Annotated in this window: 24 protein-coding genes and 3 pseudogenes; 7 read left to right on the top strand and 20 right to left on the bottom strand. The window is 70.9% G+C overall.

The window, feature by feature from the left end; all coding sequences use genetic code 11:
* Positions 1–1077, top strand: coding sequence for an ABC transporter ATP-binding protein (locus ACFVVO_RS37705; protein WP_390061272.1), 1077 nt, complete (start codon positions 1–3; stop codon positions 1075–1077).
* Between the two features lie 219 nt (positions 1078–1296).
* On the top strand, positions 1297–1629 hold the full coding sequence (locus tag ACFVVO_RS37700) for a putative quinol monooxygenase (RefSeq protein WP_390061270.1): 333 nt from the start codon (positions 1297–1299) through the stop codon (positions 1627–1629).
* Between the two features lie 252 nt (positions 1630–1881).
* On the opposite strand, the gene ACFVVO_RS37695 is transcribed toward ACFVVO_RS37700, so the two are convergent.
* From ACFVVO_RS37695 to ACFVVO_RS37675, 5 genes are all read right to left on the bottom strand, one after another.
* A complete protein-coding gene (locus ACFVVO_RS37695; RefSeq protein WP_390061268.1) occupies positions 1882–3144 on the bottom strand; it encodes a PucR family transcriptional regulator in 1263 nt (420 codons plus the stop codon).
* Positions 3141–4556, bottom strand: a complete 1416-nt coding sequence (locus ACFVVO_RS37690) for a phytoene desaturase family protein (protein WP_390061266.1) — start codon at positions 4554–4556, stop codon at positions 3141–3143. Before ACFVVO_RS37690 ends, ACFVVO_RS37695 begins: the two co-directional genes overlap by 4 nt.
* Entirely contained in the window at positions 4549–6300 is a 1752-nt protein-coding gene (locus tag ACFVVO_RS37685; RefSeq protein WP_390061265.1) for a DUF3556 domain-containing protein, read from the bottom strand. Before ACFVVO_RS37685 ends, ACFVVO_RS37690 begins: the two co-directional genes overlap by 8 nt.
* A 20-nt stretch (positions 6301–6320) precedes the next feature.
* Positions 6321–7778 carry a class I adenylate-forming enzyme family protein gene (locus ACFVVO_RS37680; RefSeq protein WP_390061263.1) on the bottom strand — a complete coding sequence of 486 codons (1458 nt, stop codon included), beginning with the start codon at positions 7776–7778 and terminating at the stop codon, positions 6321–6323.
* A gap of 250 nt (positions 7779–8028) precedes the next feature.
* Positions 8029–9264 (bottom strand): acyl-CoA dehydrogenase family protein, encoded by a 1236-nt coding sequence (locus ACFVVO_RS37675; protein ID WP_390061261.1) that lies wholly within the window; start codon positions 9262–9264, stop codon positions 8029–8031.
* Positions 9265–9420: 156 nt separating this feature from the next.
* Between ACFVVO_RS37675 and ACFVVO_RS37670 the strand changes: the two genes are divergently transcribed.
* Positions 9421–10629, top strand: coding sequence for an RNA-guided endonuclease InsQ/TnpB family protein (locus ACFVVO_RS37670; protein WP_390061259.1), 1209 nt, complete (start codon positions 9421–9423; stop codon positions 10627–10629).
* A 197-nt stretch (positions 10630–10826) separates the two neighbouring features.
* Here ACFVVO_RS37670 and ACFVVO_RS37665 read toward each other — a convergent pair whose 3' ends face one another.
* From ACFVVO_RS37665 to ACFVVO_RS37645, 5 genes are all read right to left on the bottom strand, one after another.
* Entirely contained in the window at positions 10827–11036 is a 210-nt protein-coding gene (locus tag ACFVVO_RS37665; protein ID WP_390061257.1) for a hypothetical protein, read from the bottom strand.
* Between the two features lie 151 nt (positions 11037–11187).
* A complete protein-coding gene (locus ACFVVO_RS37660; protein ID WP_390061255.1) occupies positions 11188–12660 on the bottom strand; it encodes a sialidase family protein in 1473 nt (490 codons plus the stop codon).
* Between the two features lie 546 nt (positions 12661–13206).
* On the bottom strand, positions 13207–13359 hold the full coding sequence (locus ACFVVO_RS37655; RefSeq protein WP_390061253.1) for a hypothetical protein: 153 nt from the start codon (positions 13357–13359) through the stop codon (positions 13207–13209).
* Positions 13360–13552: 193 nt separating this feature from the next.
* Entirely contained in the window at positions 13553–13828 is a 276-nt protein-coding gene (locus ACFVVO_RS37650; protein WP_365125705.1) for a hypothetical protein, read from the bottom strand.
* Positions 13829–14789: 961 nt separating this feature from the next.
* Positions 14790–15050, bottom strand: coding sequence for a hypothetical protein (locus ACFVVO_RS37645; RefSeq protein WP_390061251.1), 261 nt, complete (start codon positions 15048–15050; stop codon positions 14790–14792).
* Positions 15051–15133: 83 nt separating this feature from the next.
* Between ACFVVO_RS37645 and ACFVVO_RS37640 the strand changes: the two genes are divergently transcribed.
* Positions 15134–15289, top strand: a complete 156-nt coding sequence (locus tag ACFVVO_RS37640; RefSeq protein WP_390061250.1) for a hypothetical protein — start codon at positions 15134–15136, stop codon at positions 15287–15289.
* A gap of 30 nt (positions 15290–15319) precedes the next feature.
* Here ACFVVO_RS37640 and ACFVVO_RS37635 read toward each other — a convergent pair whose 3' ends face one another.
* Complete coding sequence (locus tag ACFVVO_RS37635) at positions 15320–15658, bottom strand: hypothetical protein (protein ID WP_390061248.1); 339 nt, start codon at positions 15656–15658, stop codon at positions 15320–15322.
* A gap of 252 nt (positions 15659–15910) precedes the next feature.
* On the opposite strand from ACFVVO_RS37635, the gene ACFVVO_RS37630 reads away from it, so the two are divergent.
* Positions 15911–16423 carry a GNAT family N-acetyltransferase gene (locus ACFVVO_RS37630; protein WP_390061246.1) on the top strand — a complete coding sequence of 171 codons (513 nt, stop codon included), beginning with the start codon at positions 15911–15913 and terminating at the stop codon, positions 16421–16423.
* Positions 16424–16432: 9 nt separating this feature from the next.
* Here the strand turns inward: ACFVVO_RS37630 and ACFVVO_RS37625 are convergent, their stop codons facing one another.
* Positions 16433–16804, bottom strand: a complete 372-nt coding sequence (locus ACFVVO_RS37625) for a hypothetical protein (RefSeq protein WP_390061245.1) — start codon at positions 16802–16804, stop codon at positions 16433–16435.
* 118 nt (positions 16805–16922) lie between these two features.
* Between ACFVVO_RS37625 and ACFVVO_RS37620 the strand changes: the two genes are divergently transcribed.
* Complete coding sequence (locus ACFVVO_RS37620) at positions 16923–17087, top strand: hypothetical protein (RefSeq protein WP_390061243.1); 165 nt, start codon at positions 16923–16925, stop codon at positions 17085–17087.
* Here the strand turns inward: ACFVVO_RS37620 and ACFVVO_RS37615 are convergent.
* From ACFVVO_RS37615 to ACFVVO_RS37585, 7 genes and pseudogenes are all read right to left on the bottom strand, one after another.
* Positions 17084–19015 (bottom strand): ABC transporter ATP-binding protein, encoded by a 1932-nt coding sequence (locus ACFVVO_RS37615; protein WP_390061241.1) that lies wholly within the window; start codon positions 19013–19015, stop codon positions 17084–17086. The two genes, ACFVVO_RS37620 and ACFVVO_RS37615, sit on opposite strands and share 4 nt — an antisense overlap.
* A 3-nt stretch (positions 19016–19018) precedes the next feature.
* On the bottom strand, positions 19019–19435 hold the full coding sequence (locus ACFVVO_RS37610) for a lasso peptide biosynthesis B2 protein (protein ID WP_365262403.1): 417 nt from the start codon (positions 19433–19435) through the stop codon (positions 19019–19021).
* Positions 19436–19511: 76 nt separating this feature from the next.
* Positions 19512–19772 carry a lasso peptide biosynthesis PqqD family chaperone gene (locus ACFVVO_RS37605; RefSeq protein ID WP_390061238.1) on the bottom strand — a complete coding sequence of 87 codons (261 nt, stop codon included), beginning with the start codon at positions 19770–19772 and terminating at the stop codon, positions 19512–19514.
* A gap of 128 nt (positions 19773–19900) precedes the next feature.
* Positions 19901–21754: an asparagine synthase-related protein gene (locus tag ACFVVO_RS37600; protein WP_390061237.1), complete on the bottom strand. Its 1854-nt coding sequence runs from the start codon at positions 21752–21754 to the stop codon at positions 19901–19903.
* 159 nt (positions 21755–21913) lie between these two features.
* Positions 21914–22021, bottom strand: coding sequence for a keywimysin-related RiPP (locus ACFVVO_RS37595; RefSeq protein WP_358938496.1), 108 nt, complete (start codon positions 22019–22021; stop codon positions 21914–21916).
* A 757-nt stretch (positions 22022–22778) separates the two neighbouring features.
* A complete protein-coding gene (locus ACFVVO_RS37590) occupies positions 22779–23087 on the bottom strand; it encodes a hypothetical protein (RefSeq protein WP_390061235.1) in 309 nt (102 codons plus the stop codon).
* 79 nt (positions 23088–23166) lie between these two features.
* Positions 23167–23376: pseudogene (locus ACFVVO_RS37585) on the bottom strand (hypothetical protein); the annotation flags it as partial.
* Positions 23377–23466: 90 nt separating this feature from the next.
* Between ACFVVO_RS37585 and ACFVVO_RS37580 the strand changes: the two are divergent.
* Positions 23467–24117: pseudogene (locus ACFVVO_RS37580) on the top strand (IS6 family transposase); the annotation flags it as partial.
* Here the strand turns inward: ACFVVO_RS37580 and ACFVVO_RS37575 are convergent.
* Positions 24114–24264: pseudogene (locus ACFVVO_RS37575) on the bottom strand (RNA-guided endonuclease TnpB family protein); the annotation flags it as partial. The pseudogenes ACFVVO_RS37580 and ACFVVO_RS37575 sit on opposite strands and share 4 nt — an antisense overlap.

Raw genomic sequence — 24264 nt, 5'->3', positions numbered from 1 at the left:
ATGGCGCAGTTGGACATCGTCGACGTCGGGCACGCGTACGCGCCGGGTGCCGAAGAGGAGCGGTGGGCTCTCAAGCCGCTGAACCTGACCTTCGAGTCCGGCAAGACCTATGCGCTGGTCGGACCCTCGGGCTGCGGCAAGACGACGCTGCTGAACATCCTGTCCGGCCTGGTCAGACCATCCCAGGGACGGGTGCTGTTCGACGGCGTCGACGTCACCGCCCTGCCCACGAAGGCGCGCAACATCGCCCAGGTCTTCCAGTTCCCCGTCATCTACAAGTCGATGACGGTCTACGAGAACCTCGCCTTCCCACTGCAGTGCCGGCGCTGGGACAAGGCGAGGATCGACGCCAAGGTCCGGCAGGTCGCCGAGGCCCTGGACCTGCACGACCGGCTGAGGCAGCCCGCTCGCGGGCTCACCGCCGACGACAAGCAGCTGATCTCACTCGGCCGCGGCCTGGTCCGTGACGACGTGGCGGCCGTCCTGATGGACGAGCCGCTCACCGTGATCGACCCGCAGCTGAAGCACTCGCTACGGCGCAAGATCCGCGAGATCACCGAGCAGTTCCGGCCCACGGTGATCTACGTGACGCACGACCAGTACGAGGCAATGAGCTTCGCGCAGGAACTGCTCGTCATGAAGGACGGCCGCGCCGTGCAGCAAGGCACCCCTGAGCAGCTGTTCGAGGCACCCTCCTCCACCTACGTCGGCTACTTCATCGGCTCACCGGCGATGAACTTCCTGACCGTGGACCGGAACGACGGGCCCTCGCTGGGCGGCCAGCCGCTGTCCGTCGCCTGGGACATCCCCCAGAGCACGACCGAGGTCCAGGTCGGCGTCCGGCCCGAATACGTCAAGATCGTCACGGACCCCGGCCCCAACACCTTCCCCGGCCGGCTGCGGGGCGTCAGCGACCACGGCGCGCAGCGCGTGCTCGAGGTGGAGGTCGCCGGGCAACCCATCAGGGCCAAGACGCCGCGGGAGGAGGGAGTTCCGGTCAGCGAAGAGGTTCTCGTGCACCTGCCGCGCGCCAAGGCCCTTCCGTACGCGGACGGAAAGCTGGTCCTCCGGTCGTAACGATCCGTCCGCCATCGCCGCGACGCGTTCGGTGTCGTGGAGTCCGCCGGCAGGCACCGGCAAGCCCAGCTCGTACGAGCGTGTCGCTATGAGTCCTGATGGCGCGGCCGGAGCGCAAGCGAAGCGCGCCTGCCCTTGGGCGGCTCGTCGTCCTGCCGGTGCCGTATACACAACGTCTGTTTCGATGCAGGGCGCACAGGCGTCAGCGAAAGGAATCCCATGATCTTCATCACCGCCAAGTTCCGAGTCCGTCCCGAGCACGCCGACCGTTGGCCCGAGATCACCGCTGACTTCACCCGGGAAACACGCGCCGAGCCCGGCTGTCTGTGGTTCGACTGGTCGCGCAGCGTGGACGAGCCGACGGAGTACGTCCTGGTCGAGGCCTTCCGCGACGACGAGGCCGGGGCCACGCATGTGCAGTCCGCGCACTTCAAGGCTGCGCAGCAGACGCTGCCGCCGCATCTGGTCGAGACGCCGCGCATCGTGAACGCGAGCGTTCCGCAGGATGACTGGTCGTTCCTCGGGGAGATGGCGGTCCCCGGACAGCAGTAGCTCCCTGTCCAAGCGTCAGCGAGCGGTGCGCTCACGTACGACCGCCGTGGCTCCACCGCTTCCGTCCGCCGCAGTCACGGGGGCACGGCAGTGCGAGTGCGGACATCACGAAGGTGAGGCCGAGCAGATTGCCGAGGTGGCGGTCGGGTGGTCACCGGAGGAGGCACAACTGCTCGTACTGGAGCGCTGAAGGGGCACGTGGCCGTCGGCCAGGTGTCCGGGGGATAGCCGTGTTCGGGGCCCCCGTCATCTTCACTCGCGGCGCAGGACCTTCGACCCGTGCCAGCGGCAGATCGTGAGAGCGAAGTGGAGGTCGAAGGCGTTGGCGTCGAGGTCAAGGTGGTAGTGGTCGACGGCGCGCTGGACGCGGTAGTGGACGGTGTTGCGGTGCACCATCAGCTGGTCCGCGGTGGCGGCGTAGCTGCGATTGGTGGCGAGGAAGACGCGGAGCGTCTCGCGGAGGAGTTCGCGGCGGCGGTCGTCCACGGCGAGCTCGCCGAGGGTGTCGAAGACGAAGTCGGCCAGTTCGCGGGGCTCCTCGACCAGGAGAGCGACGGGGGCGACGCGGGTGAAGGCCACCACTGCGGGGGTGCCGGCCGCCGCCGAGAGGGCGAGGACCTTGGCGCGGGCAGCGGCGCGGGTGCTGCGGCGGAAACCGTCGAGGCCCGGGCGGACGATGCCGAGGGCGACACGCACCGGCAGCGCGGCGTCGGCCAGTTCGGCGGCGACGGTGTCGGGGTCCACCGGGCAGTCGGGCCTGACGGCAAGCCAGATCCGGGCGTCGGCCTCGTCGGTGTGGACCAGCAGGGGGCGGCCATGGGCATGCAGGACGGTGGACAACAGCGAAGCCAGCCGGTCGAAGACGGCGGTGGTGCCGGTGGTCCCCGTGGTGCCGTGGAGCCAGCCTTCGACGGCCATGTGGTTGCCGGACAACCGGTAGTCGAGGGCGGCCTCGGCCTGCCGCAGATCGACGCGGGGGTTGTCGAGGAGCTGGTTGACCCAGTACTGGCGCAGCATGCCGCGGGTGCCCACCCAGCGTTCACGCTCCTCCTCGTAGACACAGCCGATCTGGTCGCAGACCCGGTCCACATAGGCGGAGCTGAGGCCGACCAGGGTGATGACGGTGCCGGCCGGGTCCGGCAGCCCCAGTCGGACTGCCTCGGCGAGGACCAGGTCCAGGCTCTGGGCATGGCCGAGCCGGTAGGCGCGCAGCAAGGCCGAGAGCGGAACATCGCGCTGGGCGAGCCTGCGGGCGTAGGAGACGGCTGAGGCCGGCGCGTCCACGGTCCGCGGGTCGATGCGGTTGATGATGACGTGCAGGGCGGTGACGATGTTCTCGGTGATGCTGGCTTCCAGGAGCCCGTGCAGCGGCTCGTCGTGTTCCAGTTGGGCGATCTCCGCCTCGGTGGTGGCGACCAGCCTGGCGATGACGTCGTCCCGGTTGGCCTGTATCACCTGGGCCGCGAGAACGACCGGATCCGGTGCCCCCTCCGGCCGCTGCACGGGACCGCTCACCGGTCCAGGTACCGCAGTGCGGAGCGGGCGGCGTTCGCCCCGCACATGCCGTGCACACCGGCGCCGGGTGGGGTGGCCGCCGAGCACAGGTAGACGCCGGGGACGCCGGTGCTGTAAGGGTCGAGGGCCGCCCGGGGGCGCAGCGCGACCTGCCGTGCGGTGTTGGCACCGGCGACGATGTCGCCACCGACGAAGTTCGCGTTGTAGCCGGCCAGTTCGGTGGCCGAGCGCGCCGAGAGTCCCACGATCCGCTCCCGGGCCCCCGGCGCGAACCGCTCGATCTGGCGCAGCACCGCCTCGGTGGCGTCGCCCGGGTGGCCGTGCGGGACGTGGGCGTACGCCCAGATGGGGTGGATGTCGCCGCGGGAGCGGCCGGGGTCGGCGAGGTACTGCTGACCGACCAGGACGAACGGGCGCTCGGGCATCCGCCCGGCGGCGGTCTGCGCCTCCGTACGGACGACCTCCTCCAGGGCGCCGCCCAGATGCACGGTGCCCGCGCGGCGGCATGCCTCATGGGTCCACGGGATGCCGTCCTGGACGGCGAGGTCGACCTTGAATGCCGCCGGGCCGTGCCGCCAGCCGCGGTAGGCCCGGCGCACCCGGCCGGGCAGCCGGTCGCCGCAGATGCGTACCGCGGCTGCGGGCGTGGTGTCGAGCATGACGATCCGGGCGGGGGCCAGTCCGGCCAGGGAGTCCACCCGCACCCCCGTCTCGATGGTCCCGCCGAGTTGGGCGAGCAGTGCGGCCAGCGCATCGGTGATGGTCTGGGACCCGCCGCGGGCGACCGGCCAGCCGAAGCGGTGGGCGGCGCCGACGAGCATCAGTCCGACTGCGGAGCTGGTCGGCCCGGTCAGCGAATACATCAGATGTGCCGCCGCCCCCGCGAACAGCGCCCTGGCTTCGTCGGTGCGCCAGCGCCGGGCCACCGCCGTGGCCGGTTGGAGTGCCCTGAGCCCGAAACGGGCCAGCGCCACCGGGTGGGCGGGCAGATGAGGCACCGGGCGCAGCACATCCTCGGTGAGCGCGTCGAAGTCGTCGGCCAGTGGGGCGAACAGACGCGCCCAGGCGGGGCCGTCCACGCCGAGCCCGCGCACGGTCCGCTCCATGGAGCGGAGCAGCACGCCGGCCCGCCCGCCGTCCAGCGGGTGGGCCAGATCGACCTCGGGCCACGCCCAGTCGACGCCGTAGCGCTCCAGGCCGAGGGTACGCAGGAACGGCGAGCCGACGCCCAGCGGGTGGACCGCGGAGCAGTGGTCGTGCAGAAGGCCGGGGAGGGTCAGTTCGCTGCTTCGGGTGCCGCCGCCGATCTCGTCGGCGGCCTCCAGGACGGTCACCTTGAGCCCCCGCTGGGCCAGGGCGACGGCGGCGGCCAGCCCGTTCGGGCCGGCCCCCACCACGATCGCGTCACTCATGTGCGGCCGCCACCTCGGTCGCCGGTCGCGGGCGCGCGACGGGCTCGACGGGGATCGCGGGCGTCTCGTCGTCGAGCCAGGGCTGCCGGGTCACCATCTCCCCCACGTTCACATGTCCCTCCTCGATCAGGCCGCTCGCCGCGTCCACGATGCGGTAGTGCTGGCGCTGCCGGTGGGTCGGCTGGGACTCCAGCACGACGACGCGCAGGTCGCCCGGCGCGAAACCGCACCGCTGCTGTACAGCGGCGACAAGCTGCTCGTTGTGCAGGTGGCCGTCGCCGAAGTTCCAGCCGAGGACCGCTCCCGCAACGGTCTCGCCCTCCCGCACATCGTAGGACTCCACGCCGGCCACGGCCCGCGGCAGCAGCCCGGCCAGCGCGCGGCCGTGGCTGTGCATCGCCCGCCAGGCCAGCCCCTGGTGCAGCACCAGCTCGGCGGCCTCGGCTCCGTACAGGCGGGTGAGCTGGTCCACGGGCAGACCGGACGCCTTCACGATGTGCTCGTTGAGTCGCTGCTCGGTGCCCTTGCGGAAGCACCACAGGCTGGTGGCCCAGTTGCCGGCGTAGTAGCGCATCGAGGGAAGGAACGACACCAGGTCGGGGCGGGCGTGCCCGAGCAGCGGGACCACGGCCAGGCTCAGCACCAGCACCGCGGCCAGCAGCGGGGAGTGCAGGGCGAAGGCGCCTACCGCCGCGTCGTGGCCGAATAGGACGAGCGCCGAGTAGATGAAGAAGACGTTCCACTCCAGCGGTACGCCCATCGGGAAGGTCGACATGATGTGCAGATGGAAGACGACCATCACGGCCAGAGCGACCGTGGTGACGGTACCGCCGTGCGAGAGCGCCAGGACCAGCGGCACCGCGTACTCGATGACCGTACCGCCGTGCGCGGCCGCGGCGGCGAGAGCCGACGGCCTGAGATCGTCGGGGTAGTGGCGGTACAGCCGGCGTTTGAACCAGGCCGGGCGCAGCGGGCTGTTGCTCACCATCACCGCCACCACGAACGGGAAGTGGCGATTGAGCTTGGAGGAGGCGGCGCCCCACCACAGGGCGAGCATGACCAGTTTCAGCGCGGCGGTCATGTCGCTCACCGGGAAGAGGAAGACCACCAGCGTCAGACCGTAGTGCTCCGCACGGGCGGCGAGGAAGACGGTCTTGTCGCGCAGCCCGAGCAGCGCGAGCAGCGCGGCGAGGACGGCGACGCGCCAGGGAGCCAGCACGCCGGACGCCCCCGGGCCGCCTCCCACGCCCGGTGAGCACAGCAGCCACACCGCCGCCCCCAGCAGCGCCGCGTACAGGGCCACATCGGCCACCTTGCGCCGGGTTCCCGCGGTGAACGGAATCCGGCCGGGCCAGGGGGGCAGCCGTACCGTGCCGGGGCGCAGCCAGTGCAGAAAGGCGCCCACCGGCGGCAGGAAGTGGGAGCTGAGCGGGCCCGAGCCGCAGCCGAGGCCCAGCACTTCCCACAGCAGCGTCCAGACGACGAGTTTCTGATAGACGATCGGTTCCGCCCACCAGGAACCGAAGTGCGCGATATCTCCGACCCCGGGCGCCGCCGAGACGACCGCGATGCCGCCGAGGGCGTACGCGGTGATCTTCACCAGGTACAGCAGGTGCACGATGCCGGGGGTGCCGAAGCCGTGCAGGGTCCAGTGCTCGGCCAGCGGCCTGATGCGTTGCTGGTAGGGGCGGCTGCGCCACTGCTGCAGGTCGACGTCCACCGTGTTCGGTGCGAGAAATCCCATGACCGCTTTCCCGCCCCTGCTCAGCCGGCCACGGCGACGGCGGTGGCCCTGGCCCGCAGCGCGGGCTTGTCCGTCTTGCCGACGGGATTCCTGGGCAGCCGGTCGACGAATGTGATCTCGGTGGGCACCTTGAACCCGGCCAGCCGGGCCCGGCAGTGGTCGAGCAGTCCGCCCGCGTCGGTGGCCGCGCCCGGACGCAGCGCCACGAACGCCACCGGTACTTCGCCGAGCCGCGGGTCGGCGGCGCCCACCACGGCGGCTTCGAGCACATCGGGATGGTCGCCGAGGACGGTCTCGACCTCCTTGGGACAGATGTTCTCGCCGCCGCGGATGATCATGTCCTTGATGCGGTCGACCAGCACCAGATAGCCGTCCTCGTCGAAGCGGCCGACATCGCCGGTGTGCAGCCAGCCGTCGACCACGGCGCGGGCGGTCTCCTTCGGGCGGCCCAGGTAGCCGCGCATCACGTTGGGTCCGCGGACGACCACTTCACCGGTCTCCCCCGCCGGGACGATCCGACCCTGCGGGTCCATCACGGCGACCTGCTGGCCGGGCAACGGCCGTCCGACCGTGCCGGGCCTGCGCGGGCCGTCCAGCGGGTTGCTGGTGGAGGCGCAGGTGCCCTCGGAGAGGCCGTAGCCCTCCAGGATCGGGATGTCGTAGCGGCGCTCGAACCGCTCGATGAGTGCGGGCGGCATCGGGGCCGCCCCGCAGGCGGCGAACCGCACCGACGAGGTGTCCGGCCGTACGTGGTCCGGCAGTTCGGCGAGCATCGAGTAGATCGCCGGTACCGCGGAGAAGCAGGTCGGGCGCGCGGCGGCGACCAGGTCGAAGAAGGTCTCGGCCCGGAACCGCCCGGCCACCGTGACCCGCCCGCCGGCCAGCAGCGGGGACAGCACGCCGACCACGATCCCGTTGACGTGGAAGAGCGGCAGGATCAGCAGGCTGTGGTCGGCCTCGGAGAGCCGGGCGGCCTCGATCATCATGCCCGCCATGGCTGCGAGGTTGGCGTGTTCGAGCATGACACCCTTGGGGCGCCCGGTGCTGCCACTGGTGTAGATCAGCAGGGCGAGCGCGTCCGCATCCGTCTCGGGTGCGGCCGTGTCTTCGACCGCGGCGCCCAGTCCGGCCACCGTGAGCGTCCCGGCGAGGGGCGACGGCTCCGCGGTGACGACCACCGTGGCACCCGCGTCGCCGAGCTGGTACCGCACCTCGTCCTCGGTGAGCGCCGGGTTGACCGGGGTCACCGCCGCGCCGAGTCGCCAGGCGGCGAAGAGCGCGACGACGAAGTCCGCCGTGTTGGGCAGCAGCAGTGCCACCACGTCCCCGCGCCCGATCCCCCGCGCCCGCAGGACCGCTGCGGCCCGGCGGACCCGGCGGGCGAACGCCGCGTTGTCCAGCGCTGACGTCTCGTCTGCTGTGCAGGGACCGTCCGGGTCCCGTCGGGCCCGCAGATCCGGCAGTTCCGCGATGTGCATGTCGGCTCCTCGTAGTACGTCGACGGACGTCGGACGGGCGGGGTGCCCGTACCGACGCGGGACGGATGTCCGGTACATGAGGAGAGACGGTACGAATCGGCGGGGCTCGCGGCCCATGGGCGCGGACGACGACGCTCGCGGCCGGACTTGTGCGCGGCGCACGAAGCCGGGGCGGCACGCCCGCACTGGTCCGCGCCGGCCCCGAGGCACGCTTCACTCGGGGCCGGCGCGGGGTGGTGGGGATCCTGGGTCAGACGAAGGCGCTCTCGCCGGTGACCGCCTTGCCGACGATGAGGGTGTTCATCTCGCGGGTGCCTTCGAACGAGTAGATCGCTTCGGCGTCGGCGAAGAACCGGGCGATGTCGTAGTCGAGCACGATGCCGTTGCCGCCGAAGATCTCCCGGCACCACGCGACCACCTCGCGCATCCGCGAGGTGACGTACGCCTTCGCCAGCGAGGAGTGCTCGTCACGGAAGACGCCGGCGTCCTGCAGCCGTGCGAGCCGGACCAGCATGCCCCAGCAGGCGGTGATGTTGCCGAGGCTCTTGACCAGCAGGTCCTGCACCATCTGGAACCGTGCGATCGGGCGGCCGAACTGCCTGCGCTCCTTGGCGTAGTCGAGCGCCAGCTCGTAGGCCCCGATCATCATGCCGAGAGCCTGCCAGGCGACCCCGCTGCGGGTGGCGCGGAGGATCTCCGCCACGTCACGGAAGGAGTCGATCCGCTGCAGCCGGTTGGCTTCGGGCACCTTGACGTCGGTCAGGGTGATCTCGGCGTTCTCCACGATCCTGAACGCGATCTTGTTCTCGATCTTCACCGGGGAGAAGCCCGGGGTGCCCTTCTCCACCACGAAGCCCTTGACCTTGTCGTCCGCCTCGTCGCGGGCCCAGACCACCACCAAGTCGGCGAAGGTGGCGTTGCCGATCCACCGCTTGGCGCCGTTGAGCACCCAGTTCTCGCCGTCCCGGCGGGCGGTGGTGCGCATGCCCCCGGCCACGTCGGAGCCGCCGAGCGGCTCGGTCATCGCGAAGGCGCCGATGGTCTCCAGCGCGGCCATAGAGGGCAGCCAGCGGTCCCGCTGTTCCTGGTCACCACCGCGGTAGATGCTGTACATCGCCAGGCCGCTGTGCACCCCGAAGAAGGTGGCGCTGGAGGCGTCGGTGCGGGTGTACTCCATCGAGAGCATGCCGACCAGCAGGTTGCTTCCGGCAGGCAAGGGGTCGCCGTACCCCTCATAGGGGACGCCGGCGAGCCCCAGTTCGCGGAACCTGCCGATGAGCTCGCGGGGGAACTCCCCCTTCGCCCAGTACTCGTTGACCAGCGGCTTGACCTCGGTGCGCATGAACGACCGGGCCCTCAGCAGCAGTTCGCGCTCGTGCGGTGGCAGCAACGCCTCGTAGTCGTAGAAGTCCGCGGCCAGCCGCTCGTCGACGGAAGCCTTCGCGTATGCCTTGTCGGATGCCTTCTCGGGCAGCAGGGCGGTCATCGGGTCTCCTTCGTGGATACCCCGGCTTTCAGGCCGGGGAGGAAACGAAGCTCTCGCGTAGCGGGGCAGGGAAAGGCGAATCGCCGCCAGGGCGATTCGCCGTCTATGGCCACCGGCCGAACCGCCGCTCACACGGGAACTGATAGAGTGTGAGGTATGGCGCAGCAGGTCAAGCGGGCGTTCAAGTACCGCTTTTACCCCACGGACGAGCAGGCAGCTGAGCTGTCCCGCACGTTCGGCTGCGTCCGCCTCGTGTACAACAAGGCGTTGGAGGAGCGCACTCGCGTCTGGTACGGCGAGCAGCGCCGCCTCTCCTACGTGCAGTCGTCGGCGGCACTGACGCAGTGGAAGAAGACCGAGAAACTGGCCTTCCTGGCGGAGGTGTCCTCCGTCCCGCTCCAACAGGCGCTGCGCCACCTTCAGACCGCGTTCGGGAACTTCTTTACCAAGCGAGCGAAGTACCCGCGCTACAAGAGCCGGAAGAAGTCCCGAGCGTCGGCCGAGTACACCCGCAGCGCCTTCAAGTGGCGTGACGGGAAGCTGACGCTGGCGAAGATGGCCCAGCCACTGGACATCCGCTGGTCGCGTCCCCTGCCCGAAGGCGTGGAGCCGACGACCGTGACCGTGTCCCGCGACGCGGCCGGGCGTTGGTTCGTGTCCCTGCTGTGCGAGGACACCATCACCCCGGCCCCCGCCACCACGGCGGCCGTGGGCATCGACGCCGGGATCACGTCCCTGGTGACGCTGTCCACCGGGGAGAAGGTCACCAACCCGAAGCACGAACGCCGCGACCGCGCCCGCCTCGCCCGCGCACAGCGCGAGCTGTCGCGGAAGGCGAAGGGCTCGGCCAACCGCGAGAAGGCCCGGGTTAAGGTCGCTCGCATCCACGCGCGGATCGCCGACCGGCGCCGCGACTTCCTGCACAAGCTGTCCACTCGGCTCGTCCGTGAGAACCAAACGGTCGTGATCGAGGACCTCACCGTCCGCAACCTGCTGAAGAACCACTCGCTCGCGCGAGCCATCTCCGACGCGTCGTGGACGGAACTGCGCTCCATGCTGGAGTACAAGTGCGCCTGGTACGGGCGCGAACTCGTCGTGATCGACCGCTTCTTCCCCAGTTCGAAGCTGTGCGGGGTCTGCGGCACGGTCCGCGAGAAGCTGCCGCTAAACGTCCGCGAGTGGACGTGCGACTGTGGCGCCGTGCATGACCGCGACGTGAACGCGGCACGCAACATCCTGGCCGCCGGGCTGGCGGCGTCTGCCTGTGGAGACGGTGTAAGACCTCAACGGGAGTCCTCCCGGACGGGGCGGTCGTCGATGAAGCAGGAACCCCAGCGGGCGACCGCTGGAATCCCCCGCCTTTAGGCGGGGGAGGAAGTCAACCGAGAGATCCCCCCGCCCCATGTCCTACGGACGAGTTCCCAGGCGGCGTGTCACACGACCCACGACCCATCTGACAGGACCTAGCGTGCCCGACGGGTCGGCACAGTCCCTGCGACTCTCCCGGCTACGCTCGCGCGGGAGCGCCCCGCGGCGCGTGGCTGCGGGGCGCCTTGTGGGGTTCAGTCGACCTGCTCCCCGTCGTGCGTACCGCCCTTGCAGAGGTTGTCCACCAGATCGGGCATTCCGCCGCCCTGCCTGCAATCAGAAGGGCTGACGACGGATGGGGCACCCTGTGCGGTGACGGCGGTGGCGGTGGCGGCGCCTGTGAGGCCGAGTCCGGCGAGGGCTGCCGTGGCGATGACGGTGGCGAGGATTCGTCGAATGGGCATTTGGTTCGCCTTTCACGGATTGCCTCGGTTGGGGCACTAGTCAGTTTGATCTTCACCCATGTGGGTGGCACGTCATGTTGGGCCATTCGGGTGACAGTGCTGTCGGGTGCGGGGTCGGTGACGCGGCCCGTCGGACAGGCCCTGGAGTCGGTCACCGGATGCGGAGACGGCCGGTGTACACGTCCGTACGGTTCAGTGGTGAGCCGGAATGGGTCTCGGTGAGCACCGCCCGTACTCCCCTGCCGTCTGTCACCAGGCCTTGGTAGTCGCCGAGGAAGTAGCCCCCGGCGAACGGCGCCTGCAGCCAGTCGAAGACCCGCGAGATCCGTCGTTCGGTCCGGCGCTTCGGGTCTCCGTGCGGCAGTACGGCCAACTGGTGGGCGGTGGGCAGGGTGGTGGTGTCGCCCGGCTTGAGGAAGCGCAGGTCGTAGTAGGTGAGCGCGACCGTGCCGCGCTCGTCGACCGCGATCGACGGTGAGAAGGCCGGCACGCCTTCCGGGCTGATCAGTTCAGGGGTCCCCCAGGTGCGTCCGCCATCGGTGGAGCGCACGAGCTGGGCCGAGTCGAACCTGCCGCCGGAGAAGTCCGAGCCCTCGTAGGCCATGTACAACGTGCCGGTCTTGGGGTCGACGGCCGGACTGGGCAGGGTGGCAGCGGCGCGCAGCGGTTTGGTGGGGTCGTTCGGGTCGACCTCCGGTACAGAGGTGTCCCGGGCCACGGTCGCCGGGGCGCTCCAAGTCTTTCCGGCGTCGGTCGAAGTGACCATCGCGTAGTGGGCTTCGATGACGGTGCTCAGGTCGTGGGAGTAGGTGATCCGGTCGAAGAAGTCGTACAGGGTGCCGGTGCGCCGGTCGGCGACGATTACATGGCCGATGGTCTGGGTGTTGGGCACGGTGCTGGTGTCGACGAAAGGGCGGCCCCTGCTCCAGGTTCGGCCGCCGTCGCGGGTGAGCGAGATGTAGCCCGGACCGTCGAGGGAGCTGGGGCCGGGCGGGTCGTTGTCGAGGCGGTTCCAGACCTGGTAGGCGGTGCCCTCGTGGACCGGGTCGGCGGTGAGCGAGGGCTTGTCGTTGAAGAACGGCTGCTCGTCCACGTGCGTGGTGGTGAGGTTCTGCCAGGTGCGGCCGCCGTCGCGGGACGTGGCGGCCAGGAGGGCGCTGCGTGTGCTCCTCGTGAAGTCGACGCCCTCTCCGCCGGCGTAGACGGTACCGTCCGGTCCGGTGCTCACCCAGGGGTCGGAGGCCCGTTCGAAGTCCGCGCCGCCGGGGGCGCACAGGCTGAACGGCAGCGTGCTCCGGTGGAAGGTGTGGCCGTCCGTGGTCCAACCGGCCGCCAGGCCACGGGCGCCGCCGTCGTTCCAGCGGTCCTGTTGGAACACGGTGACCACGCGCTTGGGGGCGCGTGGATCGACGGACAGGTACGGTTCGACCTCGGTGCCCGGGTAGACGATGCTGTCAGGAGACCTCGCGCCGATGGTGCAGCCCGTGTACGGGTCACCCTGGGACACCTTGATCAGTGGTGTGCCGTCGGGGTTCCGGTCCGCTGCGGCGGGATTCGCGCCGGTGACCGTGAGGAGCAGGAGTGCGGCGGTGGTGATGGCGGTCAGAGGCAGGAAGACGCGCATGCGGGAACTCCTCCGGGCCTGTCGGCCGGAATACGGGACCGCCGTCGTCGAGGCGGCCTGGGGCGCGGAGGTGTACTGGACCGGCGGGGGCGGGGCGACTCCGCTTGATCCTTTCGGCGTTGTGGCCGGTGCCCTTGATGGGCCGAACGGCGGAGTCCGCCGCGGGGCCGTCGAGAGCATGGCGGAGCCGACCGGCGGTGCACCGTGCCGGTCGGCTCCTTGGTCGTGCTGTTACGGCGCCCTCTCGTAGAGGGATGGGTCAGGGCATCGGCGAAGGCCACCTCGATGCGCACAGCGGCGCGATCATCGCCCGCGCCGGAGGGTCGTCACGTCGTTGCACAGTGACGCCTCACAGCGCCCAGGGCATAGCGGACCGCCTCGAAGCGGTGACGGGCTCGGCTTCGAGGCGGTCGGCGGCCACTGTCGTCGGTGCCATGGCGTCGAGACGGGCGTGGGCGAGCCGACGGTGGGCCGGGCGCCGTCACCCCCGTACGTACCGCGCCGAGCGCACCGGCCGGACTGGTTGCGCATCCGTGCGCCCACCGTTCAAGTGATGGGCTGCGTGGTCCCGTCAGGCAGTGTGCAGTAGTAGCCGGCATAGGGGCGCGATGTGATCTGTCCGCCGGCGGCCGTGCAGTCGTCTCTGATGATGTTCAAAGACGAGGCGGCCTCGGCACTGACAGCGCCGACGGCGCTCATGCCGGCAAGGGTCGCCGCGGCCGGGGCGAGGCCCTTCGCGTGTACATGACTTCCTTTTTCTCCCACATGCCTTCGTCAGGCGTCCGGCATGACACGTCTCAAAACGACGGAGCGGGGGTGACGTCGATGTCCTCGACGTCGAGGCTGCCCACCGGGCCGTGTTGCGTCCGGGCAGGCCGGAAAGGCGAGTCCTCTAACGCGGTTCATGGGCCGCCGCCCGGCAGGCGCCGTTCGCGGCGCCGCCCGCCACTCCGGCCTCGGTCAGCCCGGTCACACAACTCTGCAGGTCTCCGACCACGCCACGGCTGCAGGCCGCTGTGACGGAGTCGGAGGCGGTGGCACCGGCCTGTGCGGCCATCTGTGTGCAGGCGGGGATGTCCGCCCGGACCGCGGGTGCGGCGAGGACCGCACCGCCGAGAGTGAGGGCCAGTGCCGTGAGGACACCGGCTGTACGGGTCGGACTGCGCATGAGAACCACCAGCTTTCCAGAACGCTCGCTCGAGACGGACACAGAACTCGACTCGAATCGACTGCCAGTGGGGGCCACCCGGGAGACACTCACCGCCGTCCCGTTGGTCACACCACCCGTGATGAGGGTGGGGGTAGGGCCGGTACGGAGACCTGCGACACGGTTCGACGCGCGCATGGGACGCACCCGCCTTCCGCGTCGGTCCCGATCCCGGCCGGCCGGATCAACGGGAACGCCGCCTGGCGACGCTCGGTGAGCGGTGCCCCCGGCCTGCCGGCTCACCGACTGACCGCACGGTTCTGCGTCGCCGCCATTGAGCCCCACCAGAACATATGCACCAGACCGAAGGAGATGACCCCGGACCGGATGAGACGTACTCGGACCTCCACTCGCGGGCCCCTCATCCAGCGTCCCATCCTCTTCCCCGCCCGTCCTGCGCAGCAGCGGACCCACGGTCGTCGCAGCCATGCCGGCCCGGGCCCACGGACCCAAGGCGCACAAATACGCATTGCTCACCCCTGCCAGGGCCGACCAACGCCCGTCTGGCAGCAGGCCACCACCAGTCCCCCACGGCAGTTCTTCCCCGCCCTGGAGCAGGAGACCGGTATCGCACTTGGCGAGCACGGGGGAGCCTGCACCCACCTCTCGGCCTCGCCCCCGGGTCGGGCCGCCTGGTCAAAACGCCCGTTGCGGCCCGTGTTGGAGCGCAGGGTATGAAGACGACGGGGGTGGGGGGAACCGTGCTCGCTTCGGCGTGCCGTGGTGCCGTGGTGCCGGGGGGTGCCCGAGGGCGCGCGGGTGGCGGTCCGGTGTGGCGGCGGGCTGCCCGGGCCGGGCATGACGCGGCCCCCGAGTCCTGCCGCGGGGTCAGAGTCGGGGCCCGGGGCGTGAGTGCGCGGGTGGGTGGTCAGCCGATCGTGAGTCGGAGGTGGAGCCGGTCCGCGCCGCGGGCGTTGCGCAGCTACCGGGCATGAAGGGCGCGGCGGGCGGCCTCTCGGCGGTGGCTGGTGTAGGGCAGGGTGAAGTCGCGGACCGCTGTGGTGATGCTGGCGACGTCGCTTTCGCGCGGTCGGCCGGGCATAGCCTCGGCGATTTCGTCGAAGATCAGCCGGGCCGTCTGTTGCGGGCAGCCGCCCAGGAAGGGCTCGGCGTCGAAGCCCTCGTTGTCGAGCGCGGTGGTCGCGGTCTCGGTGAACTGCCGGTAGCTGCGTGGTGCCGCCACCGCACCGCAAGTTCAAGAAGAAGGCCCCGGACTGGCACGAGGGAATTTGTGAGCGACAGCGCAAGGCACACTCCTCGCGACGCATGCGGGTCGAGCACGGCATCGCGCATCTGAAGAACTGGCGAGCCCTGGCCCGTCATCTCGGCCCCCGCGAGCACATGAGCGATATCGTTCAAGCCGTCGCCGACCTGCTGAGCCATCAGCAAGCCGAGGACATGATCCGTGCACGGCAGAGGTGAACACCAGGCCTCACCGGGGCCCTCGCCGTCTCACCGCCAACCACGCACGACCTCGTGCACGATAGGCGGTGAGCCGTCGAGCTCCTGATCGTCGATCATGGTCGTGTGGTGGGGAGCGCGAGTCGTGCAGCAATCATCAGCAACCGGAGGATCACGGGCCTGTCGGCCGATGTGATCGCTGAACTTGTCGCTGAGATTGGTCCGTTGGGGCACGAACGGCACCACGCCAAGCTCGCGTCCAGGCCGAGTAAGCGGGCCGTAGGCGCCGGCGCGAAGTACCGGCTGGTATTCGTCGACCGGCTCCTGGCCACGTTGGTTTCGGGTTGCGGCGGTGGAGGCGTACAGCACGACGCTGCTGTCTGTCTCCACCGCCTTGACGGAGGGCCGTCGTCGCAGGAGCCGTGTATGGCCGTCACCGTGATGGATCGGCCGTCCGCCGCCGTCCCGGCCAGCCGCCGGCACACGAGACTTCAAGTGCGCACCGTCCGAGGCTCGGTTGCACACACCAACATCGTGAAGAGCGGGACTGGTTCGGACACACTTCTGACGGGCAGTGGCGTCACGGGGTCACCCGAAAACCGTCGCGCGGGGCAGCCCTCCCCTCGCGTAACGTCCCAGGCCATGACCGTGTTGCATGGTGCTCTCGTCGTACTCCGCCCCACCGTCACAGAAGACGTTGCTGCCCTGGCGGCCATCCGGACTACTCCTGAGGTTCGCGCCCGGTGGAAGGGCGGAGACGATCTACAAACCGACATCGCAGCCAACCTTGACGACCCCGACTGCAACTGCCTGACCGTTGAATACCAGCAGCGGATCATCGGCATGATCCAGTGGTATTCCGAGGAAGAGCCGGACTACCGGCACGCCGGTATCGATCTTTTCCTCGAGCCCACCGTGCACGGCAACGGACTGGGCACCGACGCAGTACGCACACTGGCCTGCCACCTCATCGACGCCTACGGCTACCACCGGCTGGTCATCGACCCGGCGGCCGACAATACCGCGGCGATCCGCTGCTACGAGAAGGTCGGCTTCCGACCGGTCGGCATCATGCGGCAGTACGAGCGCGGTCCGGACGACACCTGGCACGACGGCCTCTTGATGGACCTTCTGGCCACCGAGCTGACGCGCTGACCCCTTCCATCATCCGGCGAGCGGTCCTGGCTCCCGCCAGGCGTACGGTCCGCTAAAGGCCGTCACCGCGAACGGTAGCGGCACCGGGTATGCCGCGGCGGCCGGGTTGGGCAGGGCCCAGGTCTGCCCCGTCTGCGGATGGACCGGTACGAGGAGGATGTCTGCGCCTGCGTCGGGGGCGGGAAGCCCCGGCCCGGCCAGGACGGCGCGTCGCGCCCCCGGACCTGTGAGCAGCAGGGCGTCGAGGGCGCGTTGGAACACTTCCTCGGTCAGGCCGTCCGGGACGATCACGGGCCGGCCCTCGGAAGCCGCCAGCAGATGGGCGAGCGCCCGGCCGGCCGCAGCCTCCCACCGCGGGCTCCAAGACCACCAGTGGTGCAATCCCAGCCGTGGTCCTCCCCACGCAGTGATCGGCTCGAACGGCGGTATGCCCCTCCCCTCGGCCGTCAGCTCCGCCCAGGAAAGCGGTGCCCTCGGCGGCCCAGAGGTGCGCAGAATCGTGCTTGAGGTCCTCGTCCAGGCCCGCTGGGAGACCCTGGCCTGGCTGGAGCACAACACGCTCGCGGTAAGCACCGGCCCGGCCGGCGTGGCCGGGAGCGCGCCGGCGTTGAAAGCCCCACCACCCGCCGGCCGCGTCCCCGTCTCACGGGGCAACAGACCCTAGGCATCCCCGTCCGCGGGCGTCGCCCTAGGGCTGAGCATCTGGGTCGTGGCCAGGGCGCGGTAGAGGGAGTCGGCCTCGAGGAGTTCCGGGTGGGTGCCCACGGCCCGGACCCGGCCCGCCTCCATGACGACGATGCGGTCGGCCGTGGTGACGGTGGACAGCCGGTGCGCCACCACCAGCACGGTGATGTCCCGCGCCGCCTCCGCCACGGTCTCCCGCAGTGCCGCCTCGTTGTCGGCGTCCAGCTGCGACGTGACCTCGTCCAGAAGGAGCAGCCGAGGGCGGCGCAGCAGGGCCCGGGCGATGGCCACGCGCTGGCGCTCGCCGCCGGAGAGCCGGCTGCCCCGGTGGCCGACCAGGGTGTCCAGTCCCTGCGGAAGACGGGCGACCACAGGGTCCAGCCTGGTGCGGCGCAGTGTCTCCCGAAGCTCCTCGTCCGTGGTGTGCGACGCGCCCAGGGTCAGGTTCTGGCGCAGGGTGCCGGACAGGACGGGCGCGTCCTGCTCGACGTAACCGATGGCCGCGCGCAGTTCGGCCAGGGGCCACTGCCGCAGGTCGCGCCCGTCCAGGAGAATGCGGCCGGTGTCCGGGTCGTAGAAGCGCTCGAGGAGGGAGAAGGCGGTGGTCTTGCCCGCGCCGGAGGGGCCCACCAGGGCCGTCACCCGCCGGGCGGGCACCGTGAAGGAGACGCTGCGATGGACGGCGGGCAGCCCGGGCTGGTAGCGGAAGCCCACCTGTTCGAAGCGCACCGTGGCCGCCGGCCGCGCAGACCGGTCCGCGGCCTCCGCGGCGCTTGCGGGGGGCGTGCCGGGGACGGAGGGGCCGGCCGTCTCCGTGTCCATGTGCCCGATCGCCTCGATGCGCAGCGCGGCGGCCGCGCCGACCTGGAGCTGCCCCACGGCGTCGACGAGCTGGCTGATCCTCGGGGCCAGCGCGAACAGGTACAGCAGGAAGGCGACCAGGGTGGACACGCTGATCGCTCCGGAGGCGACCCGGGCACCGCCCACGCCGAGTACCGCCAGGAAGGACGCCTGCCCGGCGACGGCGGAGGCGGCCGCCGACAGGGCCTGCCACCCGGCGGCGCGTACCCCTGTGCGACGGGCGTCCTGCGCCATGCGGTCCAGTGCAGCCGCCTCCCGCTGCTCGGCCCCGGCAGCCTTGACCGCGCGCACCGCCCCGAGGGTCCGCTCCAGAGCCGCGCCGATCTCGCCGACCGACTCCTGCGCCTGCCGGGTGGCACGCCCGATGGCCGGTGTCGCCACCCCCACGACCGTTCCCAGCACCGCCACGACGGTGAGCGTGACGCAGAGCAGGACCGGGTCGACGAGGCCCATCAGCACCAGCGTCACGACCAGCATGACGACGCCGGTGACGGCGGGCGCCGCGGACTGGGTGGCGGCTTGCCGCAGCAGCATGGTGTCGGAGGTGGCGCGGCTGATCAGCTCACCCGGTTCGTGCCGGTCCAGTTCGGGCACCGTCAGCCGGAGCAGGCGCCCGGTGATCCGCCGCCGGGCGGAACACACGACGGACTCGGCGGTGCGGTGCAGGACGTACTGGCCCAGGGCGGAGAACGCGGCAGCCCCCAGCAGGAGCGCGGCCAGGACCAGGACCGGACCGGTGGCCGTGCGTCCCGAGCCCAGGTTGTCGATCAACCGCTTGGCGGCCAGTGGCTGGGCCAGGCCGAGGGTACTGCCGACCAGTCCCAGCAGCGCCCCGGCGAGGCCGGTGCGACGGTGGGGCCGGAGCGAGGCCGCCAGCGCCCGGTAGCCGGACGGTGCCCTGAGGGCGCGCGTCCGGGAGGCGGCGCCCCCGGCTCCGGCGACCGCGGCTGGCGCGCCGGACCGTGCCGCGCCTCCTGGGTCCGCCGAGGGGGTCTGGACGGTCGTCGCGGTGCCGGGGCGTGCGGTGGTGGGCGGCAGTCCGGCCATGGGTCAGTCGACCGCGAAGAAGCGCTGGAAGTAGTCGGCGGGGCAGTCCTCGCCGACCGGCTGGGAATCCGCCTCCACCCAGGCGTGCGCGGCGAACGGCGGCTGCTTGCGCACCCCCACGCACCAGGTGGGCCACTGGCCGCGCATCCGGCACAGCAGGACGGTCGCCAGCGACCTGGGCAGGCACCCCTTGCGGCCACCGGCGGTCAGGCTCACGGCCAGGACGGTGTCCAGGGCGGCCGCGGTCTGCGCCACCGAGGCCGGCCGTGCGCCACGGCGCACCTGGCGCAGCAGGGTGCGTATCCGGGCGGGCGGCAAGGTCGCCAGCAGGTGGGCGCACCCCACGGCGAGGCGGGCCGCCAACCGGGTGGGCAGGGGTACGGAACGAGGCCGGTAGGGGACCGCTTCGGGTGTCGACATGGGGCTTTCCTCTCTGCACCTGCGGACGTGGTGAGGGGGGCGCTCCGGCTTCTTGGGTCGCCGGCCGCTTCGCCCGTCAGTTCTCGTTGACGAGCCCGGCCGACCGCAGTTCCGTGAGGATGCGGTCCACGTCCTGCTGGGCGAGGCTGTCGCTGACGTCGTACCGCTCGGTGAGGGCGTGCACCGCCTCTTCCGCGTCGCGGCCCGCCAGCATCGTCTCCAGGACCACGGCGGCGCTGGGGTTGAGGGTCCAGTACTCGCCGCTCTTCTCGTCCAGCAGGGCAAGGCCGTACTCGGTCTCGGCCATCAGGATGCCGCCGCGCAGTTCCAGTTTCATCGGACAACCTCCGTAGCGAGGGGTGTCTGCCGGTGGGGCAGGGGTTGACGGGCGTGCCGCAGCGGTATCGGCGCGGTCGCGTCCGGGCCGCCGGGGCACGTGAACGGTGGCGCGTGGCGGCGTCGGCGTCAGCCGTCCGCAGGGCGGTGCAGGGTCTCCCGGGTACGCAGCCAGACCTCGCAGCCGACGGTCGGGTGGAGGAGGACGTTCTCCAGCTCCGCCGACACCGGACCGGAGCACCAGGCGCGCCACGCGTCCGCATCGATCAGGCCCAGCCCGGCCAGCCGCGAGTCCTCGCACAGCGCCAGCAGGGCTTCCCGGTGCCGCCGCAGCCCGACCTCCTCCTCCAGCGTGGCGTTGGCCTTGGTGGCCCGGGTGCGGCTGGCCTCGGGGACGACGCCGCGCATGGCCTCCACCACGAGCGGCTTGTACCGCCACGGAGTCACCCGTTCCTCCGGGCGCACCGCCAGGCCGGCTTCCACCACACGGTCGTCGTAGAAGGGGGAGGCGAAGAGGAGGCCGCGCTGACGTGTCATCTGGTTGAGGTGCCTGGCGAACCGTGACACCGCCTGCATGGTGGCCAGTTCGCGGTGCTCTCCGTGCCCGGGGCCCAGTGGCCTCGCCACGGCGGCCTCCTGCTGGATGAGTGCGCGCACCGCGTCGACGGCGTCCGCGGTGGCCCACGGCGGCATCCTGGCCGGCGAGCACCACTGGAACAACGGCTCCTCCAGCGAGGGCAGCGGGTCGGTCAGGTCGGTCGCGATCTGCTCCAGCCACGCCCCGTACGGGCGCCGGTCCAGCAGTTGGCGTACGGCTCGCCGCCGCGACCAGCGGTACTTGGCCAGGTACCCGCGGGCGTGGCGGACGGCGGTGCGCGGCCGGCGCAGCAGCAGCTCGTGGACGCGGGCGGAGGCGCCTGCCAGCAGCTCGTCACCGCCGAAACCGTTCAGGTGGACGGTGGATCCCCGATCCGCGGCCAGGTGGAGCAGGCTCATCCGCCGGTTGCGGTCCACCGCGTACAGCGACGGGGCGTCCAGTACGTCGGTCAGCGCGTCCACGCCGTCGAAGGTGAGCGGGAAATCGTCGGCGGGAACGATGTGGTGCTCGATCCGCCCGCCGCCGTCGGCCGACGACAACTCCTCGACCGTGCGGCGGGCCCAGTGGACGTCGTCGCCGCGCTGGTCGTGGGTCTCCGCGGTGTAGGCGATGACCTTGGCGCCGGCAGCCACCGCGGTGCACACCACGGCGGTGGAGTCCAGGCCGCCCAGATCGGCTGTGACCACGTCCCGGTCCCGGACACGGACCTCGACGGCTCGGCGCAGCTCGTCCCGCAGCATCGCCGCGCCCCCGGCCAACGGCACGTCGCGACGCGGCAGCCACCACCAGCGCTTCCGGTGTGCCCGGCCGTCGCGTTCCAGAACCAGGTAGTCGTGGCCGGGCAGGGCTTCCACTCCGCGCCACACGGGTCGCGCCGACAGCGGGTGGAGCACGCCCAGACTGAGCATCTGGAGCGCGAGCCGGCCCTCGTCGAGGGATGCCCCGATCAGGTCGGCCAGGACGTCGGCCCGGTCGGCCGCCAGGTGGGCCCGGTGCGCCCCGCCATGGAACAGCGAGCGGACACCGGTCACGGTGCCCTGCGCACGTACCCGGCCGTGCAGACTGGCCAGGAGGTGGTAACTGCCGTGCCAGGAGCGGGCGTAGCGGTCGAGGGAGGCCGGGTCGGTGGCCGCGGCCGCCGCGCGGGCCGCTTCCTCGGCGGTGACGGCGTGCTCACCCAGCACCGCCAGGCGCACCCCGCCGCACTCGCCGACCGTCAGCTCCCGAGGATCCCAGCGCCCCATCAGCCACGGCCGGCCCGAGACGTGCGGGTGGCTCTCGGTGGCGTGCGGCAGAGCTCTGGCCGCCACGGCTGCCGCTTCGTCGGTATCGGGCAGCACCACGAACCAGGCGGGCACCACGGCGGGCAGCGCGGGGCTGTTCATGGACTCACGTACCTCCGGTCGATGGCGTGGCGCGGATGCGGCGGGAAGGACGGGCCGGGCGGAGCGGCGGAGGGCAGTCGGTGACCGCCCTCCGCCGCCTTGGACGGGCCCGGGTCACTCACTCCGGAGGGAGGAGGGCAGGGCCCGATCGCCTCGTGGTCAGATGAGCTGGTGACCGCCGAGGAGGTCCTTGGCGGTACCGCCGGCCAGGCCCGTCGTCTTGCGGAAACCGCCGGCCTTGCTGAGGGTCGGACGCTCGTACGTCATGGCCACACATCCTTTCGTTCACGACGACGTCAGCCGCCGCCGTGTCAGTCGGGTGAAGGAAACGTTGGCACAGGCACCTGCTCGAATCTGACCGTTTCTCACCGCGGTTCCGGATCCGCGGACGGCTAATTCCGTAAGTCACCCTAGGGGCGCCTATCGGATCATCACAACAGTGCGTGGAGGGGGTGACGTAGCACGCGGGAAGCGAACTCTGCACCTTTTCCCGGGTGGATGCCGCCGAAAGTGGCGGAACACGTGTCATGGAAAGCAGGTTTGAGGGTATCGGAGAGGGTTTTCCTGCTACCCGGAGGGGAATCGAGTGCGTCCGAGACCCGTAGGTCGCACCACCGCCGACCGGTTTTCCCAGGTCAATGGCTACCCGGCCATCAGAGGTCCCTCTCGGCCGTCCGGGGCGTCCGGGGGCCGGCACCCGCCACCGTGAGAGAAATCGACAAAAGCTTCAACTGTCGAAGATGTAATCATTGGCCAGCGTCTTCAGTCGGCTCTCGCGGTGATCCGCTACTCTCCCGTGAGAACTGGCGGGCAAGAACTGACGGGTAAAACCGCAGGTATTTCATATCCGGACCGCCGGGCGCGTCTGCTCTCGCCGACCGCGCCTCGCCGTACCCGTGGCTCTCGCGGCCTTGCACGACGAATGATTCCTGGCCGCCTCGGCGACCAGGAATCGAGTGCCCGTCGGTGATCTTGAACTACCGCGGTGCGGCCGGTCGGCAGGCCGCCGATGTCCGCGGAGCGGTCATCTGATGCCGGTGGTCCTGCTGACCCACTGGGGCAGTGTGAGCCGACCGGCTGCGCTCGCCGGAGAGGGCTCGCGCCGACGGGCCGGCACGTGGCCGTGGGCTGCTCGGCCGTCCCGGCCCTCCCGGTGGCCTCGGCCGGCGTCGCAGGCCAGGGAGGAGCGGAGGAGGGACAGGTGCGGCGCCACGGCCTCGAGCCGGTCGTGCTCGTGCAGGACCACCGCGGCTCCCTGCTCTTCGGGGGCGGGGGGCAGATCGCCGTCGGCCCTCTCGTCGCACCTCGGGGACAGAGCGTGGTCTTCGATCATGGTGGGGGACCTCCGTTCGCCCTCCCACCTTCACCCAGGCACGGTCCCTCGCGCGTCGTCCCCCTGCAGCGATTCCCGGCTACCACGTCCGCGGTATGCGGCACACCCGCCTACGGCCGGGGCGGCACGGGCGTACCGTGTCGGCGATCACCTGCATGCGTGGGGGGCGCTCCGGTTCTGCCGCCGGACTGGCCAGGCCGCACTGGTAGGCGATGACCACGAGCTTGGCCCGATCGCGTGCCGCCAGTTTGGTCATGGCCCGGTTGACGTGGGGCTTGACTGTCAGCGGGCACTGTCACGTTGACTGACCGGGTGGGATGATCTACGGGTTGATCATGGTGGAGGGGGACCGTCCGTGGACAGCGCGCCGCCGTCGTAGAAGGGCCACCGGTACCCGGTCGAGATCATCTCCCACTGCGTGTGGCTGTACTTCCGCTTCCCGCTCAGCTTCCGCGAGGTCGAGGAGCTGATGTTTCAGCGGGGCGTGATCGTCTCCTACGAGACCGTCCGCCGCTGGTGCGTGAAGTTCGGACAGGCCTACGCCAACGGACTGCGTTGCCGCCGACCTCGGCCCGGGGATAAATGGCACTTGGACGAGGTCTTCATCAAGGTCAGCGGAGAATTGAAGTACCTGTGGCGGGCCGTCGACCAGGACGGGAACGTGCTCGACATCCTCGTGCAGAGCCGCCGGGACAAGGTCGCGGCCAGGCGTTTCTTCCGCAGGCTGATGAAGAAGACACGTTCGGTGCCCCGGGTGGTCGTCACGGACAAGCTGCGCTCCTACGGCGCCGCCCACCGCGAGATCATGCCCTCCGTGGAACACCGCTCGCACAAGGGCCTCAACAACCGGGCGGAGAACTCCCACCAGCCCACCCGGCAGCGCGAGCGTGCCATGAAGGGCTTCCGCTCCGCCGGCGGAGCCCAGCGGTTCCTGTCCGCGTTCAGCGGCATCTCACCCCACTTCCGACCCCACCGCCACCTGCTCACCGCCCCCGACCACCGAGCCGAATTGACTTCCTCCCCCGCCTAAAGGCGGGGGATTCCAGCGGTCGCCCGCTGGGGTTCCTGCTTCATCGACGACTGCCCCGTCCGGGAGGACTCCCGTTGAGGTCTTACACCGTCTCCACAGGCAGACGCCGCCAGCCCGGCGGCCAGGATGTTGCGTGCCGCGTTCACG

The organism is Streptomyces sp. NPDC058145 (assembly GCF_042884245.1).
In the GTDB taxonomy this organism is placed as follows: domain Bacteria; phylum Actinomycetota; class Actinomycetes; order Streptomycetales; family Streptomycetaceae; genus Streptomyces.
This window is presented reverse-complemented; position numbering and strand designations above follow the sequence as displayed.

Bases quoted from the DNA above. Each gene is read 5' to 3' on its own strand.
- ACFVVO_RS37605 (WP_390061238.1), bottom strand. From the start codon at position 19,772: ATGAAACTGGAACTGCGCGGCGGCATCCTGATGGCCGAGACCGAGTAC.
- ACFVVO_RS37680 (WP_390061263.1), bottom strand. From the start codon at position 7,778: ATGCACATCGCGGAACTGCCGGATCTGCGGGCCCGACGGGACCCGGAC.
- ACFVVO_RS37685 (WP_390061265.1), bottom strand. From the start codon at position 6,300: ATGGGATTTCTCGCACCGAACACGGTGGACGTCGACCTGCAGCAGTGG.
- ACFVVO_RS37630 (WP_390061246.1), top strand. From the start codon at position 15,911: ATGACCGTGTTGCATGGTGCTCTCGTCGTACTCCGCCCCACCGTCACA.
- ACFVVO_RS37610 (WP_365262403.1), bottom strand. From the start codon at position 19,435: ATGTCGACACCCGAAGCGGTCCCCTACCGGCCTCGTTCCGTACCCCTG.
- ACFVVO_RS37615 (WP_390061241.1), bottom strand. From the start codon at position 19,015: ATGGCCGGACTGCCGCCCACCACCGCACGCCCCGGCACCGCGACGACC.
- ACFVVO_RS37670 (WP_390061259.1), top strand. From the start codon at position 9,421: ATGGCGCAGCAGGTCAAGCGGGCGTTCAAGTACCGCTTTTACCCCACG.
- ACFVVO_RS37590 (WP_390061235.1), bottom strand. From the start codon at position 23,087: ATGATCGAAGACCACGCTCTGTCCCCGAGGTGCGACGAGAGGGCCGAC.
- ACFVVO_RS37690 (WP_390061266.1), bottom strand. From the start codon at position 4,556: ATGAGTGACGCGATCGTGGTGGGGGCCGGCCCGAACGGGCTGGCCGCC.
- ACFVVO_RS37705 (WP_390061272.1), top strand. From the start codon at position 1: ATGGCGCAGTTGGACATCGTCGACGTCGGGCACGCGTACGCGCCGGGT.
- ACFVVO_RS37650 (WP_365125705.1), bottom strand. From the start codon at position 13,828: ATGCGCAGTCCGACCCGTACAGCCGGTGTCCTCACGGCACTGGCCCTC.
- ACFVVO_RS37665 (WP_390061257.1), bottom strand. From the start codon at position 11,036: ATGCCCATTCGACGAATCCTCGCCACCGTCATCGCCACGGCAGCCCTC.
- ACFVVO_RS37655 (WP_390061253.1), bottom strand. From the start codon at position 13,359: ATGAGCGCCGTCGGCGCTGTCAGTGCCGAGGCCGCCTCGTCTTTGAAC.
- ACFVVO_RS37675 (WP_390061261.1), bottom strand. From the start codon at position 9,264: ATGACCGCCCTGCTGCCCGAGAAGGCATCCGACAAGGCATACGCGAAG.
- ACFVVO_RS37595 (WP_358938496.1), bottom strand. From the start codon at position 22,021: ATGACGTACGAGCGTCCGACCCTCAGCAAGGCCGGCGGTTTCCGCAAG.
- ACFVVO_RS37600 (WP_390061237.1), bottom strand. From the start codon at position 21,754: ATGAACAGCCCCGCGCTGCCCGCCGTGGTGCCCGCCTGGTTCGTGGTG.
- ACFVVO_RS37700 (WP_390061270.1), top strand. From the start codon at position 1,297: ATGATCTTCATCACCGCCAAGTTCCGAGTCCGTCCCGAGCACGCCGAC.
- ACFVVO_RS37660 (WP_390061255.1), bottom strand. From the start codon at position 12,660: ATGCGCGTCTTCCTGCCTCTGACCGCCATCACCACCGCCGCACTCCTG.
- ACFVVO_RS37640 (WP_390061250.1), top strand. From the start codon at position 15,134: ATGCGGGTCGAGCACGGCATCGCGCATCTGAAGAACTGGCGAGCCCTG.